This window comes from Kitasatospora sp. NPDC049258 (assembly GCF_040678895.1).
Lineage (GTDB): Bacteria > Actinomycetota > Actinomycetes > Streptomycetales > Streptomycetaceae > Kitasatospora.
In genome coordinates this window covers 1-14,619 of record NZ_JBFAQT010000029.1, presented here as the reverse complement: position 1 = coordinate 14,619, position 14,619 = coordinate 1, and the positions used below count along the sequence as shown (strand labels likewise).

Below are 14,619 nucleotides of genomic sequence, written 5' to 3'. Positions count from 1 at the left end.
CCGGACAGCCGGGCCGCCGGCTCAGCCGAGCAGGCGCTGGATCCGCTCGGCGGCCGAGGCCAGCACGGCCTGGGACTCGGTGAGGTGGTCCGCCGTCACCCCGCGGCTGTCGCGGGCGGCGTCGCGGACCAGGTCGCGGAAGCGGTCGAGCAGCCGCTCCAGCTCGCGGGCCGGGGCACCGGCCGGGTCGGTGCGGGCCCAGTCGGGCAGCACGACCCCGTCGGTGTCCTTGTCCAGGTCGATCCGGGTGACCCGGATCTCCTCGGCCTCCGGCGACGCACCCCAACGGGCCGCGTCCGCCAGCGCGGACAGTCCCTTGGTGAGCTCGGCCAGCCCCTCGCTCAGCCCGGCCGACCAGTCACCGCGGGCGGCGTGCTCCCGCACCTGCTGCTCGACCCGGCGCTTGAGCCGCAGCGCCTCCTGCTGCGCGGCGCTGCGGGCGGCCTTGGACTGCTCGCGCAGCCGGCGGGCCTCCTGCTCGGCGGCCCTGGCCTGCTCCTTGGCGGCCCGCTCCTGCTCCTTGGCGCGCTTGGCCTGCTCCTTGGCCTGGCTCTTGAACTGGGCGAACTCCTCCTTGGCGCGCTGCCAGGACTCGCGGTCGCCCCACGGGCCGGCCCACGGATCCCCGCCGGCGCCGGCCGCGGGCTTCCCGGCCTGCCTGGCCTCGCCCCAGAGCTCCTCGCGGAGGTCCTTGGCGCTGTCCCGGACGTCCTCGCGGATCGCGCCGGCCAGCTGGGAGACCGAGTCCCGGATCTCCACCTCCAGCTCGGCGAGCTCGTGCTGACGGCCGGCCAGCTCCTGGCGGCCCGCCTCGGTGAGCCGGTAGACCTTGCGGCCGCCCTCGGTGCTGTGGGTGACCAGACCCTCCTGCTCCAGCTTGGCCAGGCGCGGGTAGACGGTGCCGGCCGAGGGGGCGTACAGGCCCTGGAAGCGCTCCTCCAGCAGGCGGATCACCTCGTACCCGTGGCGCGGCGACTCGTCCAGCAGCTTCAGCAGGTACAGGCGCAGTCGGCCGTGGCCGAAGACCGGGGTCATCTCAGACCTCCTTGGTCAGGTCGGGCCCGGCGGGGAGCTCCTTGACCAGCTCGGCGTGGTCCTCCTCGTCGGGCCGGCGCAGCACCGTCACCGGGCCGGAGACGGTGTTCACCTGGAGCTTGCCGGCGCCGGAGCCGAGCTGGCCGGAGAGCCGCTTGGCGCCCCAGGAGCCGGTGACGGTGAGCTCCTCGAAGGTGCTGGAGATGTCGCCGCTGGTGGTGCCGGCCTCCACCCTGGCGTCGGCCAGCGAGGGCAGCCGGACGCCGACCTGGCCGCTGACCGTGGAGACCTTGATGTCGGTCGGGGTGGTGACGTCCAGGTCCAGCGTGACGGCGCCGCTCACCGAGTTGGCGAGGATCCGCTCGGCCGCGCCGGCGACCAGGGTGATCGCGCCGGCGACGGTGTTGACCTTGAGCTCGCCGGTCACCCGCTGGGCGTCCACGTCGCCGGAGACGGTGTTGGCCAGCACCTTGCCGGACAGGCCGACCAGGGTGGCGCCGCCGCTGGCGCTGTGCGCGCCGACGCTGCCGGAGATCCCGGAGACGGTGGCCTCGGCGGACACCGTGCCGACCTTGACCTCGACGCCGGCCGGGACGGCCAGCGAGATGGCGGCGCTGCGCTTGCGCCGCAGCGAGGCGAAGAAGCTCTTGACCGACTGCACCGACTTCACGGTCTCGCCGAAGTCGTGCCAGCTGAGGTCCTTGTACGCGACCGTCAGCACCCCGTCCTCCAGGGTGACCTGCAGCGGCTCGCCGTCGAGCCGGGTCACCTCCAGCAGGGCCGGGCCGTCGGCGGCCACCACGTTCACCTCGCCGCCGATGATCCGGACGTGCAGGGTGCTCACCGGCTCGTCGAAGCTGATCGTTTCAGGCTCGCCGACCGTCCACTGGGTCATTTCGTCCCGCCTCCCGTTCGCGATGTATCGCGTTCCTCTGTTCAACACGATATATCGCGTATCGGGGAAGTCAAGCGGTTCCGCCCGCAGACATGCGGACGGCCCGGGAGGCGGGTGCCTCCCGGGCCGTGGACGGCGGCTCGGCCGCTCAGTCGTCCTCGTCCTCGTCGTCGAGCCGGGCCAGCCAGGTGGCCAGCCGCTCGACCGGGATCTCGAAGTCCGGGTTGAGGTCGACGAACTCGCGCAGGCGCTCGGCCAGCCACTCGAAGGTGACCTCCTCGTCGCCGCGCCGGCTCTGCAGTTCCTCGATGCCGCGGTCGGTGAAGTACACGGTGCGCTCCGGTCCGGTGGGATCTGACCCGGTCAGGATAGTCGGGACGGGTCAGCTGTCGTTGCGGTAGTAGGTCAGCGAGATCTTCACGGCACCGGTGGACTTGTTGCCCTGCTCCACCACCTTGCCGACCACCACGCCGCCGTTGGCCCGGTTGCGCAGGCAGAAGATCCGGCCGGGCGGCAGGTCGTCGTACTTGAGGTCGGCCGCCGGGTGCTGGTCGATCGCGGCGGAGCACTGCTCGGGGGTCAGCGCCTGCTCCCGGGTGATGTAGACGTCGCTGCTCCCCGAGGACCAGTCGAAGGACTCGTACGAGGGCGACAGCGCCCAGGTGGGGGTGGCGGAGTCCGGCACCACGTTGCCGTTGGCCAGGTCGAAGCTGTGGCTGGAGTCCGGGCTGGACAGCTCGCGGTCCTGGTAGACCATCGTGTACTTGGGCGGCCCGGAAGGCGCGGCGCTGCCGGCGCCGGCGACCGCACCGGAGCTCGCGCTGCTCCTCGGCCGGGCGGAGGGCGAGGGGGAGGGCGAGGCGTCGTCCTGGGAGACGGCCGAGTCGCCGCCCTCGTCGGGGGTCCCGCTGTCGCTCGGCTTCGCCGCGGAGCCGCCCTGGGCCTGCGCGCCGGAGCCGGAGTCCTTCTTGCCCAGCTGGTTCGTCAGCACCACGCCGCCGGCCGTGCCGCCGAGCGCCATCACCAGGGCGACGGTCAGCAGCACCTTCCAGGACACGCCCTTGCGGCGCGGCTCGGCGGCCGGCGGCCCGGCCGCCGGCACCACCGGGCCGGGCGGCGGGGTGTCGAAGGAGGGCTGCTGCAGCACGGTGGGCGCCGGGCCGGGCACCGGGGCGGTCGGCGCCTCGGTGGCGGGCTGCGGGGGGCCGAAGGCGCCGAGCGGCGGGCCGAAGCCGGCGGGCGGCGCGGTGGCGGGCGCGGCACCGGCGGGCGCGGCGGTGGGTGCGGCGGCCGGGGTGAAGCCGGGCGGGGTGAAGCCGGGCGGGGGCGGGGTCGGGTACCCGGCGGTCGGGGCGGCGATCGGCGCCGGAGGCATGGTGGGTGCCACCGGCAGCGGGGTCGGCGGGGTCCTCGGCAGGTCCGACCGGCGGGTGATCTCGGTGTTGATCTGCCGCGGCAGCCAGTCGTCGGTGAAGCGCAACTGCCCCCCGACGGCCGGGTGGTTGCGCGCGGTCTCGATGATCTCGGAGGGCCGCGGGCGGTCCTCGGGCAGCTTGGCGAGGCAGCGCAGCAGCAGCTCGCGCAGCCCCTCCGGGACGCCGTCCAGCACCGGCTCCTCGTGCACCACCCGGTAGAGCACCGCCGTCTCCGGGCCCTCGCCGAAGGGCGGGGTGCCGCCGGCCACGTAGGCGGCGAGCGCGCCGAGCGCGAAGACGTCGGTGGCCGGGGTGACCGGCTTGCCCTGGGCCTGCTCCGGGGACATGAAGGCGGGCGAGCCGATCCGGAAGCCGGTGCCGGTGAGCGCGGTGGCGTCGGCGGCCCGGGCGATCCCGAAGTCGATCACCCGCGGGCCGTCGCCCGCGATCAGCACGTTGGCCGGCTTCAGGTCGCGGTGCACCACCTCGACGCTGTGGATCGCCTGCAGCGCCTCCGCGATGCCGCCGATCAGCAGCAGCACCGTGCGCACCGGCAGCGCGCCGTGCTCGCGGACCACCTGCTGGAGCGAGGGGCCCGGCACGTAGGCGGTGACCAGCCAGGGCGCGTCCGCCGCCAGGCCGGAGTCGATCACCTGCGCGGTGTAGAGGCCGTGGATCCGCTGCGCGTTGGTCACCTCCTGGGCGAACCGGCGGCGGAACTCGGCGTCCTCGGCGAACTCGGGACGGACCACCTTGAGCGCCACCGGCCGCCCGCCCGGGGTGTACGAGAGGTAGACCCGGCCCATCCCGCCGGCGCCCAGCCGGGCGAACAGCCGGTAGCCGCCGACCTCCCGGGGGTCGTCGGGATGCAGCGGCTGGAAGATCGGCGGAAGTGGCGCGGCGGCGTCCCGCGGCGTGTCGGCGGTCATGGTGGCCCCCCTGTGGCGACGTAGGTCTCGGCCGCCACCCCGGTGCGGGCACGGGGGGCAGCGTGCGGGGCCCAACCTATCGGTGCGTCAGCTCCGCGTCCCACCTGGTCGGGCAATTGGTTGCAGAGCTGTGGCCTTGCGTGATGCTCCGCCGGGCACCGGCCGGGCACCGCCGCCGGCCGGAACACGCCCGGGCCCGGGCTCCGTCGGTGCGGAGCCCGGGCCCGGGCGGTGCTGATCAGGCGTCAGCGGTTCAGATGCTGAACACCTCGTCCACCAGCGCCTGCTGCTCGGCGGCGTGGCGCTTGGCCGAGCCGACCGCGGGGGCCGAGGAGGCCGTGCGGGCGACGCGGCGCAGCCGGGCGCCCCCGTTGGCGCTGCGGCCGACGACGACCTGCAGGTGGTCGACCAGGTTCATCGCGATGAACGGCCAGGCACCCTGGTTGGCCGGCTCCTCCTGGGCCCAGATGAACTGGACGTTCTCGCCGTAGCGGGCCAGCTCCTCCTGGAGCTCGGCCACCGGCAGCGGGTAGAGCCGCTCGACCCGGACGATCGCGGTGTCGGTGACACCGCGCTCGGTGCGGGACGCCTCCAGGTCGTAGTAGAACTTGCCGGAGGTGATCACCACCTTGCGCACGTTCGCCGGGTCGACCGTGCTGTCGCCGATCACCGGGCGGAACGAGCCGGAGGTGAACTCCGAGGTGGCCGAGGCCGCGGCCTTCAGACGCAGCATCGACTTCGGGGTGAAGACGATCAGCGGCTTGTGGTGCGGGTTGTGGACCTGCCACCGCAGGAGGTGGAAGTAGTTCGACGGCGACGTCGGCATGGCGACCGTCATGTTGTCCTGCGCGCACATCTGGAGGAAGCGCTCCGGGCGGGCGGACGAGTGGTCCGGGCCCTGGCCCTCGTAGCCGTGCGGCAGCAGCAGGGTGACGCCGGAGTGCTGGCCCCACTTCTGCTCGGCGGAGGCGATGTACTCGTCCACCATGGTCTGCGCGCCGTTGACGAAGTCGCCGAACTGCGCCTCCCACATGACCAGCGCGTTCGGGCGGGTCAGCGAGTAGCCGTACTCGAAGCCCATCGCCGCGTACTCCGACAGCAGGCTGTCGTAGACGGTGTAGCGGGCCTGGTCCTCGGTCAGGTACAGCAGCGGGGTGTAGTCCTCGCCGCTGTTGCGGTCGATCAGCACCGCGTGCCGCTGGCCGAAGGTGCCGCGGCGGCTGTCCTGGCCGGCGAGCCGGACCGGGTGGCCCTCCATCAGCAGCGAGCCGATGGCGAGGGTCTCGCCGGTGGCCCAGTCGATGGTGTTGTCCTCGACCGAGGCCGCGCGGCGCTGCAACTGCGGCAGCAGGCGCGGGTGGACGGTCAGCCAGTCCGGCAGGTTGACCTGCGAGGCGGCGATCCGCTTGACGGTCTCCTCGGAGATCGCGGTCTGGATGTTGACCGGGAAGTCCGCGACCGGCTTGCCGTTGGTGACCGGGGCCTGGGCGCCGGCCGCCTGGCGGACCTCGGAGAAGACCTTCTCCAGCTGGCCCTGGAAGTCCTGGAGCGCCTGCTCCGCCTCTTCCATGGTGATGTCGCCGCGACCGATCAGGCCCTCGGTGTACAGCTTGCGCACCGAGCGCTTCTTGTCGATCAGGTCGTACATCAGCGGCTGGGTGAACGACGGGTTGTCGGCCTCGTTGTGACCGCGGCGGCGGTAGCAGATGAGGTCGATCACGACGTCCTTGTGGAACGTCTGGCGGAACTCGAAGGCCAGCCGTGCGACGCGGACCACGGCCTCCGGGTCGTCGCCGTTCACGTGGAAGATCGGGGCCTCGATCATCCGGGCCACGTCGGTGCAGTACATCGACGAGCGGCTGCTGGCCGGGGCGGCGGTGAAGCCGACCTGGTTGTTGACCACCAGGTGGATGGTGCCACCGGTGCGGTAGCCGCGCAGCTGCGACATGTTGAGCGTCTCGGCCACCACGCCCTGGCCGGCGAAGGCCGCGTCGCCGTGGATCTGGATCGGCAGCACCGGGAAGGAGGTGCCGCCCTGGTCCAGGACGTCCTGCTTGGCGCGGACGATGCCCTCGACGACCGGGTCGACCGTCTCCAGGTGCGACGGGTTGGCGGCGAGCGACACCTTGATGGTCTCGCCGTCCAGGCCGGTGAAGGTGCCGTCGGCGCCCAGGTGGTACTTGACGTCACCGGAGCCGTGCATGGACTTCGGGTCGAGGTTGCCCTCGAACTCGCCGAAGATCCGGGCGTACGGCTTGCCGACGATGTTCGCCAGCACGTTGAGGCGGCCGCGGTGGGCCATGCCGATGACGGCCTCGTCCAGGCGGTGCTCGGCGGCGGCGTCGATGGTCGCGTCCAGCAGCGGGATCAGCGACTCACCGCCCTCCAGCGAGAAGCGCTTCTGGCCGACGTACTTGGTCTGCAGGAAGGTCTCGAAGGCCTCCGCCGAGTTCAGCCGGCGCAGGATCCGCAGCTGCTCCTCGCGCTCCGGCTTGGAGTACGGCTTCTCCAGGCGCTCCTGCAGCCACTTGCGCTGCTTCGGGTCCTGGATGTGCATGTACTCGATGCCGACGGTGCGGCAGTACGTGTTGCGCAGCAGGCCGAGGATGTCGCGGAGCTTCATCATCCGCTGGCCGCCGAAGCCGCCGACCGCGAACTCCCGCTCCAGGTCCCACAGGGTGAGGCCGTGCTGGACGACGTCCAGGTCGGGGTGCTTGCGCTGCTTGTACTCCAGCGGGTCGGTGTCGGCCATCAGGTGGCCGCGCACGCGGTACGCGTGGATCAGCTCCATGACGCGCGCGGTCTTGTTGACCTCGTCGTCGTGGGTGGTGGCGACGTCGGTCGCCCAGCGCACCGGCTCGTACGGGATCCGCAGCGACTCGAAGACCTCGTCGTAGAAGTCGTGGTCGCCGAGCAGCAACTGGTGGATGGTGCGCAGGAACTCGCCGGACGCCGCGCCCTGGATGACCCGGTGGTCGTAGGTCGAGGTGAGCGTCATGATCTTGGAGATGCCCAGGCGGGCCAGGGTCTCCGGGGAGGAGCCCTGGAACTCGGCCGGGTACTCCATCGCGCCGACGCCGACGATGGTGCCCTGGTTCTGCATCAGGCGCGGCACGGAGTGCACGGTGCCGATGCCGCCGGGGTTGGTCAGCGAGACGGTGACGCCGGTGAAGTCGTCCATCGTCAGCTTGTTGGCGCGGGCCCGGCGGACGATGTCCTCGTAGGCCTGCCAGAAGCCGAAGAAGTCGAGGGTGTCGGCCTTCTTGATGGCCGCCACCACGAGCTGGCGGTCGCCGTTGGGCTTCACCAGGTCGATGGCCAGGCCCAGGTTCACGTGCGGCGGCTTCACCAGGAAGGCCTTGCCGTCCTTGACCTGGTAGCTGTGGTTCATCCCCGGGGAGGCCTTGATGGCCTGCACCAGGGCGTAGCCGATCAGGTGCGTGAAGGAGACCTTGCCACCGCGGGCGCGCTGCAGGTGGTTGTTGATGACGATGCGGTTGTCGATCAGCAGCTTGGCCGGAACGGCACGCACCGACGTCGCGGTCGGGACCTCCAGCGAGGCGTCCATGTTGGTGGCGACGGCCTTGGCCGGACCACGCAGCGGGACGAGCTCGGGCCCGTCGGCCACGGCGGCGGCCGGGGCCGCGGTGGCGGCCTTCGGCGCCGGGGGCGCGGCGGGGGCTGCGGCGACCGGCGCGGGCGCCTGCTGGACCGGCGCGACGGCCGGAGCAGCGGGGGTGGGCGCAGCCGCAACGGCAGCGGCAGGGGCAGCGGGAGCGGCAACGGTGGTCGGCGTGGGGCCGACCGGGGTTGCGGCCTGGGTCACTGAAGTCACCTCGGTACCGGGCTTGTAGTCGGCGAAAAAGTCCCACCAGGCTCGGTCGACCGAGTTCGGATCCTGGAGGTACTGCTGGTAGATCTCGTCGACGAGCCACTCATTGGGGCCGAAGCCAGTGGAGCTTGCCGAGCTGCTGGGGGTTTCTGGGTGTGGCGACATCGGGGCAACCGCCCTCTTCCGCTTCCTTTTTGGATGGTGGACAGCGGGGATTAAGGCTACGCCCCTGACCAGTGATCGCGCAGTCCCCGGGGGCCGAGCGTCGCCCAGATCACAGTGTCGAGCTGGAATTTGGCCGAATGTGTGCGTTAGAAACCTGTCAAGTATGGGAACTGGAGCACACCATTCGCCCATCCATACTGGCATCAAATCGGACAAAATCCCAGCTGGCGGCCGCTCTGCCGGGCCCGGACGGGGAGTTCGGGCCGACTGTGTCCCAGTTCGGTGACAACCCCGTCCGAACCCTAGACCGGCAGGGCCGGGGCGGTGGCGGCGGGCTCGCCCGGGAGGGTGACCTCGATCCGGCAGCCGCGGGCCGCCTCGGCCACCCTGATCTCGCCGCCGTGCAGGTCGACCGCCCAGCGCGCGATCGCCAGCCCGAGCCCGGTGCCGCCGTCGCTGCCCGGGCCCTGCGCGGTCGCGCTGCCGGCCCGGCCGAAGCGCTCGAAGACCCGCTCGCGGTCCTCCACCCGGATCCCCGGGCCCTGGTCCTCCACGGCCAGCAGCAGGGCGCCCGGCAGCTCGCCGGAGCGTGCCCGGACGGTCACCGTGCCGCCGGCGGGGGAGTGCTTGCAGGCGTTGTCGACCAGGTTGGCCACCACCTGGTGCAGGCGCTCCGGGTCGGCCACGGCGCTCAGCGCGCCGGGCTTCACGTCCAGGCGCAGCCGGACGTCGCCGCGGCGGGCGTACGCGCCGCCGGCCGTCGCCCCGTCCACCGTCACCCCACGCAGCACGCCGTCCAGGAACGGCTTGACCTCGAACCGGCGGGCGTCCAGCGGCACCACGCCGTCGTCCAGCTTGGAGAGGTCCAGCAGGTGGGTGACCAGCCGGCCGAGCCGCTCGGTCTGCTCCAGCGCGGCGCCCAGGGTCCTGGGATTGGGCTGGACGACACCGTCCACCACGTTCTCCAGCACCGCGCGCAGGGCCGCGATCGGCGTGCGCAGCTCGTGCGAGACGTTGGCGATCAGCTCACGGCGGTGCCGGTCGGCGGCCTCCAGGTCGCCGGCCATCCGGTTGAAGGTGGCGGCCAGCTCGCCGATCTCGTCCCGCGAGGAGACGTGCACCCGGGCGCTGTAGTCGCCGTCGGCCATCGCGCGGGCGGCCGCGGTCATGTCGCGCAGCGGGGCGGTCAGCCCGTGCGCCAGGAACTGCATGAAGAGCAGCGAGGCGATGATCGAGAAGATCATGATGATCCGGATCTGGGTCTCGGACCGGATCGCGACCACGACCATGCCGGTGGCCAGCACCACCGAGACGATCACCAGCAGGGCGAGCTTGCCCTTGATCGAGCGGACCGGATCGAGCGGCCGGATGTCGGCCCAGAGCCGCAGGACGGCGCGGGTGGCCAGGCTGGGGGGCGGGGAGGCCTTGGCGTCCCCGTTGCGTTGCTGTGGAAAGGTCATGGTGTCCCTGACGTCGTCCCCGCACCACGCCGGTGCAGCGCTGCGCCGGTGCGCGGCTGTACGACCTGGGCCCCCCGGTGGCCCAAGTCGTCGGCGCCGCGGCCGACTAGGAGAGCGGTGCCTCCAGGGCGTACCCGACGCCGTGCACCGTGCGGATCCAGCTGGCACCGATCTTGCGGCGGAGCGCCTTGACGTGACTGTCGACCGTGCGGGTGCCGGAGGCGTCCGTCCAGTCCCAGACCTCGGCCAGCAGCTGCTCGCGGGTGAGCACGGCGCGCGGCTGGGCGGCCAGGCAGGCCAGCAGGTCGAACTCGGTCGGCGTCAGGTGGACGTCGCCCGAGCCGAGCCGGACCCGGCGCTGCACGTGGTCGATCTCCAGCTCGCCGAACCGCAGCGAGCCCAGTGCCGGGGTCCTGGCCGCCTGCTGGGCCCGCTCGACCCGGCGGAGCAGCACATTGACCCGGGCCGCCAGCTCGCGCATGGAGAACGGCTTGGTCATGTAGTCGTCGGCGCCGACCCCGAGGCCGACCAGCAGGTCGGTCTCGTCGTCGCGCGCGGTGAGCATCAGCACCGGCACCGGGCGCTGCGCCTGGATCCGGCGGCACACCTCGAGGCCGTCGAAGCCGGGCAGCATGATGTCGAGGACCACCAGGTCGGGCTGCCAGGTGTGGAAGCCGTCGACCGCACCGGGGCCGTCGTGGGCCACGGCGACCTTGAAGCCCTCCGCGCCCAGCCGGGCCGCGATGGACTCGGCGATCGTGGGCTCGTCCTCGACGACGAGTACTCGTCGCTGAGTGCCCACCGGGTTGCCGCCGGTGTTCTCTTGCTGCATCTCTGTCACGGTCACGCCACCGCCCCCAGGGCTGCGGGCCGGCCACCTGTGGGGGTGGCGGGGCTCCGCTCGTAGTCGTCTTGTTCCGTCGTGGGCTGTGCCCGGGCTGTCGGAGCCGCCGGGCACCCTTCCGCCGAAGGCGCCGGAGCGGACGGTACGCCGTGTGGGTCGACGTACCTCTCCGTACTCATCGCAGAGTACGGACACCCTGCCTGTTCCGGCAGGTGGACCGGACATTTCCGGCCCGCGGGCCGGTCCCGGTCCGGTTCCGGACCGGGCACGGGGCGATACCTTACCCGGCCGAAATCGGACGTCGTAACGGTACGTATGCCCCCCAAGCCGATCGCCCCGTCGGGGCGGGAAGCTACTCGTCCGTAAACAGAGAGTTGGTCCGTACCAGGGCTGTTGTGCGTCACGGGCGGGACCTGAGGAATTCTCAGCAGATACCCAGCGGGCTCCCAGGGAGTCAACGTATCGTGGGCACGACAAGCCTCGGGCGGGGATCTCCGGCGCCCGCACGGGCGTTGCACAGGGGTGTGACGGCCCACCCGCGGACGGAGGCGCGATGACCGACCTCTCGGTGACCGAGCCCGCAGTGAGTGACGGCGCGGTGCGTGGCGCCGCGGTGAGCGCCCCCGCAGGGCCGGCGGCCACCGGCCGGGCCGGCCTGCTGCCGGCCGTGGGCCGGCTGCTGCCCACCCCGCGCCGCAACCCCTTCGCGCTCGGCTACCTCGCACTGCTGCTGGGCACCACGCTGTTCGCCCGCTTCGGCGATCCGGGCCTGGTGCAGCGGCTGCAGGACGCCTCCAGCAGTGATGCCCACAACCTCCTGGTGCGGCCGGTCTCGGCGCTGCTGTTCAGCGGCCTCTGGGTGGCCGGCCCGGTGTGGATGCCCTACTTCTGGGCCTTCCTCGCCACCGTCGCCCCGCTGGAGCGCCGGATCGGCGGCCGCCGGGCCGCCGGGGTGTTCGCGGCCGGGCACATCACCGCCACCCTGGTCTCCCAACTGGTCGTGGTGGCCGCGGTGGCCGGCGGCGCGGTCGGCTCCGGTGTGCTCGACGAGCGGGACATCGGCGTCAGCTACGGCGTGCTGACCACCCTCGGGGCCCTGGCCGGACTGCTGCGGCCGCCCGGTCGGGTGGTCGCGCTGGGCGCGGCCGCGGCCCTGATCGGCCACCAGCTGCTCACCGACAGCGACCTGGTGACGGGTGTCGGGCACCCGGTCGCGCTGCTGGTCGGCATCGCCCTGTGGGGCCGGGTCCGCCGCGGCCCGGGCCGCCCGCTGCGCCCGCTGCGGCTGCGCGGCTGGTCGCTGCGGCGGACTGCCCCCGTGCGCTCCGAGGTCTGACCGCCCGGTCATCGCCGGCGCCCGACCGACCTTCCGACCGGCGCGCCCGGTCGACCTCCCGATCGACGCCTCGGTCACTCCCGACGCCCGCGATCGCTCAGGGCGAACATCGGGCCGGGAACAATCGCCTGCCGCCAGACCTTAGTCAGGTCAACTCAACTTCGCTGACTGGGGAGAGATCATGGCATCGACGTCCACTCCGCTCACTCTGCCCGTGCTGCCGCTCGACGACGAGGTCGTGCTCCCCGGCATGGTCGTTCCGCTCGACCTCTCCGACCCCGAGGTGCGCGCGGCCGTCGAGGCCGCCCGGGCCGGTGCGGGCGGGGCGGGCAAGCCGCAGGTGCTGCTGGTGCCGCGGCTGGACGGCTCGTACGGCGCGGTCGGCGCGCTGGCCACCATCGAGCAGGTCGGCCGGCTGGCCGACGGCGATCCGGCCGCGCTGGTCCGGGCGGTGCGCCGGGTGCGGATCGGCTCCGGCACCACCGGCCCCGGGGCCGCGCTGTGGGTGGAGACCACCCCGTTCCGGGAGTCCGACCCAGGGATCCCGGTGGCCGGCCGGGCGGCCGAGCTGGTCAAGGAGTACAAGGCGCTCTCCACCCAGTGGCTGCGCAAGCGCGGCGCCTGGCAGATCGTCGACCGGGTCGCCCAGATCGACGGCGTCGGCGAGCTGGCCGACAACATCGGGTACGCGCCCTTCGCCACCACCGAGCAGAAGCTCAAGGTGCTGCTGGAGTCGGACCAGGTGGCCCGGCTGGAGTACGCGCTGACCCTGCTGCGTGACCACCTCGCCGAGGAGGAGGTCAACGACACCATCCGCAAGGACGTCGAGGAGGGCGTGGCCAAGCAGCAGAAGGAGTTCCTGCTGCGCCGCCAGCTGGAGGCCGTCCGCAAGGAGCTGGCCGAGCTGAACGGCGAGCCCGCCGACGAGGAGGGCGACTACCGGGCCCGGGTGGAGGCCGCGGACCTGCCGGAGAAGGTGCGGGAGGCCGCGCTCAAGGAGGTCGACAAGCTGGAGCGCTCCTCCGACCAGTCGCCCGAGGGCTCCTGGATCCGGACCTGGCTGGACACCGTCCTGGAGCTGCCCTGGAACGAGCGCAGCGAGGACGCCTACGACATCGCCGGCGCCCGGGCGGTGCTGGACGCCGACCACGCGGGCCTCACCGACGTGAAGGACCGGATCGTCGAGTACCTGGCCGTCCGCAAGCGCCGGGCCGATCAGGGGCTCGGCCAGATCGGCGGCCGGCGCGGAGGGGCGGTGCTGGCCCTGGTCGGCCCGCCCGGGGTCGGCAAGACCTCGCTGGGCGAGTCGGTGGCGCGCGCGATGGGCCGCTCCTTCGTGCGGGTGGCGCTCGGCGGCGTCCGGGACGAGGCGGAGATCCGCGGCCACCGCCGCACCTACGTCGGGGCGATCCCCGGGCGGATCGTCCGCGCGATCAAGGAGGCCGGGTCGATGAACCCGGTGGTGCTGCTGGACGAGATCGACAAGGTCGGCTCGGACTACCGCGGCGACCCGGCCGCGGCGCTGCTCGAAGTGCTCGACCCGGCGCAGAACCACACCTTCCGCGACCACTACCTGGAGGTCGAGCTGGACCTCTCCGACGTGGTCTTCCTCGCCACCGCCAACGTGCTGGAGGCCATCCCCGAGCCGCTGCTGGACCGGATGGAGCTGGTCCGCCTGGACGGCTACACCGAGGACGAGAAGGTCGTCATCGCCCGCGACCACCTGCTGCCCCGGCAGCTGGAGAAGGCCGGGCTGACGGCCGGGGAGGTCGCGGTCGGGGAGGGCGCGCTGCGCCGGCTGGCCGGCGAGTACACCCGTGAGGCGGGCGTGCGGAACCTGGAGCGCTCGATCGCCCGGATCCTGCGGAAGGTCGCGGCGCAGAGCGAGCTGGGCGAGCGCGAGCTGCCGGTGGCGATCGGCCCGGACGACCTGCGGGCGCTGATCGGGCGGCCGCACCACGTGCCGGAGTCCGCGCAGGAGCCGGCCGAGCGGCGCACCGCCGTGCCGGGCGTGGCCACCGGCTTGGCCGTGACCGGCGCGGGCGGCGACGTCCTCTACATCGAGGCATCGCTGGCCGACGCCGTCACCGGTTCGACCGGGCTGACCCTGACCGGGCAGCTGGGCGACGTGATGAAGGAGTCCGCGCAGATCGCGCTCTCCTTCCTGCGCTCGCGCGGCGCCGAGCTGGAGCTGCCGGTCACGGGCCTGCGCGAGCAGGGCATCCACCTGCACGTGCCGGCCGGAGCCGTCCCCAAGGACGGGCCGAGCGCCGGCATCACCATGACCACGGCGCTGGCCTCGCTGCTGTCGGGCCGCAAGGTGCGCACGGACGTGGCGATGACCGGCGAGGTCTCGCTGACCGGCCGGGTGCTGCCGATCGGCGGGGTGAAGCAGAAGCTGCTCGCCGCCGACCGGGCCGGGATCACCACGGTGATCATCCCCCGGCGCAACGAGGCCGACCTGGACGAGGTGCCGGCCGAGGTGCTGGGGCGGCTGACGGTGCATCCGGTGGCCGATGTCCGGGAGGTGCTGAAGCTGGCCCTGGAGCCGGCGGAGGTCCTGGTCGCCGCGTGAGCCGGTGACCGGTGACCGGAAGGGGTGCGGGGCCGCGCGGGAGCGCCAGGTTCAGCGGCAGGCGGGCGTCGGACCGGTCTCCGGTGGCGGCGGCACCCTCTTCTCCGAGCCGGTCCTGGTGGTGAACCAGAAG

The 14,619-nt window shown here is 72.8% G+C and carries 9 protein-coding genes and 1 pseudogene; 3 read left to right on the top strand and 7 right to left on the bottom strand.

Annotated elements, in window-relative coordinates:
- Positions 1-21: 21 nt before the first annotated feature.
- The 7 genes from AB0K43_RS22800 to AB0K43_RS22770 form a co-directional block, all read right to left on the bottom strand.
- Positions 22-1,035, bottom strand: a complete 1,014-nt coding sequence (locus tag AB0K43_RS22800; protein WP_363642545.1) for a helix-turn-helix transcriptional regulator — start codon at positions 1,033-1,035, stop codon at positions 22-24.
- A 1-nt stretch (position 1,036) separates the two neighbouring features.
- The gene (locus AB0K43_RS22795) at positions 1,037-1,930 is read right to left on the bottom strand and encodes a DUF4097 family beta strand repeat-containing protein (protein WP_363642543.1); all 894 of its coding nucleotides are present in this window, start codon (positions 1,928-1,930) and stop codon (positions 1,037-1,039) included.
- 148 nt (positions 1,931-2,078) lie between these two features.
- A complete protein-coding gene (locus AB0K43_RS22790; RefSeq protein WP_350637935.1) occupies positions 2,079-2,261 on the bottom strand; it encodes a DUF6104 family protein in 183 nt (60 codons plus the stop codon).
- 51 nt (positions 2,262-2,312) lie between these two features.
- On the bottom strand, positions 2,313-4,274 hold the full coding sequence (locus AB0K43_RS22785) for a serine/threonine-protein kinase (RefSeq protein WP_363642540.1): 1,962 nt from the start codon (positions 4,272-4,274) through the stop codon (positions 2,313-2,315).
- Positions 4,275-4,527: 253 nt separating this feature from the next.
- Positions 4,528-8,271 carry a multifunctional oxoglutarate decarboxylase/oxoglutarate dehydrogenase thiamine pyrophosphate-binding subunit/dihydrolipoyllysine-residue succinyltransferase subunit gene (locus AB0K43_RS22780; protein WP_363642538.1) on the bottom strand — a complete coding sequence of 1,248 codons (3,744 nt, stop codon included), beginning with the start codon at positions 8,269-8,271 and terminating at the stop codon, positions 4,528-4,530.
- Between the two features lie 302 nt (positions 8,272-8,573).
- Positions 8,574-9,731 carry an ATP-binding protein gene (locus AB0K43_RS22775; protein ID WP_363642536.1) on the bottom strand — a complete coding sequence of 386 codons (1,158 nt, stop codon included), beginning with the start codon at positions 9,729-9,731 and terminating at the stop codon, positions 8,574-8,576.
- Between the two features lie 106 nt (positions 9,732-9,837).
- A complete protein-coding gene (locus AB0K43_RS22770; RefSeq protein ID WP_363642534.1) occupies positions 9,838-10,563 on the bottom strand; it encodes a response regulator transcription factor in 726 nt (241 codons plus the stop codon).
- A gap of 565 nt (positions 10,564-11,128) precedes the next feature.
- Here AB0K43_RS22770 and AB0K43_RS22765 point away from each other — a divergent pair.
- The 3 genes and pseudogenes from AB0K43_RS22765 to AB0K43_RS22755 all read left to right on the top strand — a co-directional run.
- Positions 11,129-11,911, top strand: coding sequence for a rhomboid-like protein (locus AB0K43_RS22765; RefSeq protein ID WP_363642532.1), 783 nt, complete (start codon positions 11,129-11,131; stop codon positions 11,909-11,911).
- Positions 11,912-12,092: 181 nt separating this feature from the next.
- Positions 12,093-14,486 (top strand): endopeptidase La, encoded by a 2,394-nt coding sequence (gene lon, locus AB0K43_RS22760; protein ID WP_363642530.1) that lies wholly within the window; start codon positions 12,093-12,095, stop codon positions 14,484-14,486.
- 40 nt (positions 14,487-14,526) lie between these two features.
- Positions 14,527-14,619 (top strand): annotated as a pseudogene (locus AB0K43_RS22755) (scramblase); the annotation flags it as partial.

Bases quoted from the DNA above. Each gene is read 5' to 3' on its own strand.
- AB0K43_RS22780 (WP_363642538.1), bottom strand. From the start codon at position 8,271: ATGTCGCCACACCCAGAAACCCCCAGCAGCTCGGCAAGCTCCACTGGC.
- AB0K43_RS22775 (WP_363642536.1), bottom strand. From the start codon at position 9,731: ATGACCTTTCCACAGCAACGCAACGGGGACGCCAAGGCCTCCCCGCCC.
- AB0K43_RS22770 (WP_363642534.1), bottom strand. From the start codon at position 10,563: ATGCAGCAAGAGAACACCGGCGGCAACCCGGTGGGCACTCAGCGACGA.
- AB0K43_RS22765 (WP_363642532.1), top strand. From the start codon at position 11,129: ATGACCGACCTCTCGGTGACCGAGCCCGCAGTGAGTGACGGCGCGGTG.
- AB0K43_RS22795 (WP_363642543.1), bottom strand. From the start codon at position 1,930: ATGACCCAGTGGACGGTCGGCGAGCCTGAAACGATCAGCTTCGACGAG.
- AB0K43_RS22785 (WP_363642540.1), bottom strand. From the start codon at position 4,274: ATGACCGCCGACACGCCGCGGGACGCCGCCGCGCCACTTCCGCCGATC.
- lon (WP_363642530.1), top strand. From the start codon at position 12,093: ATGGCATCGACGTCCACTCCGCTCACTCTGCCCGTGCTGCCGCTCGAC.
- AB0K43_RS22800 (WP_363642545.1), bottom strand. From the start codon at position 1,035: ATGACCCCGGTCTTCGGCCACGGCCGACTGCGCCTGTACCTGCTGAAG.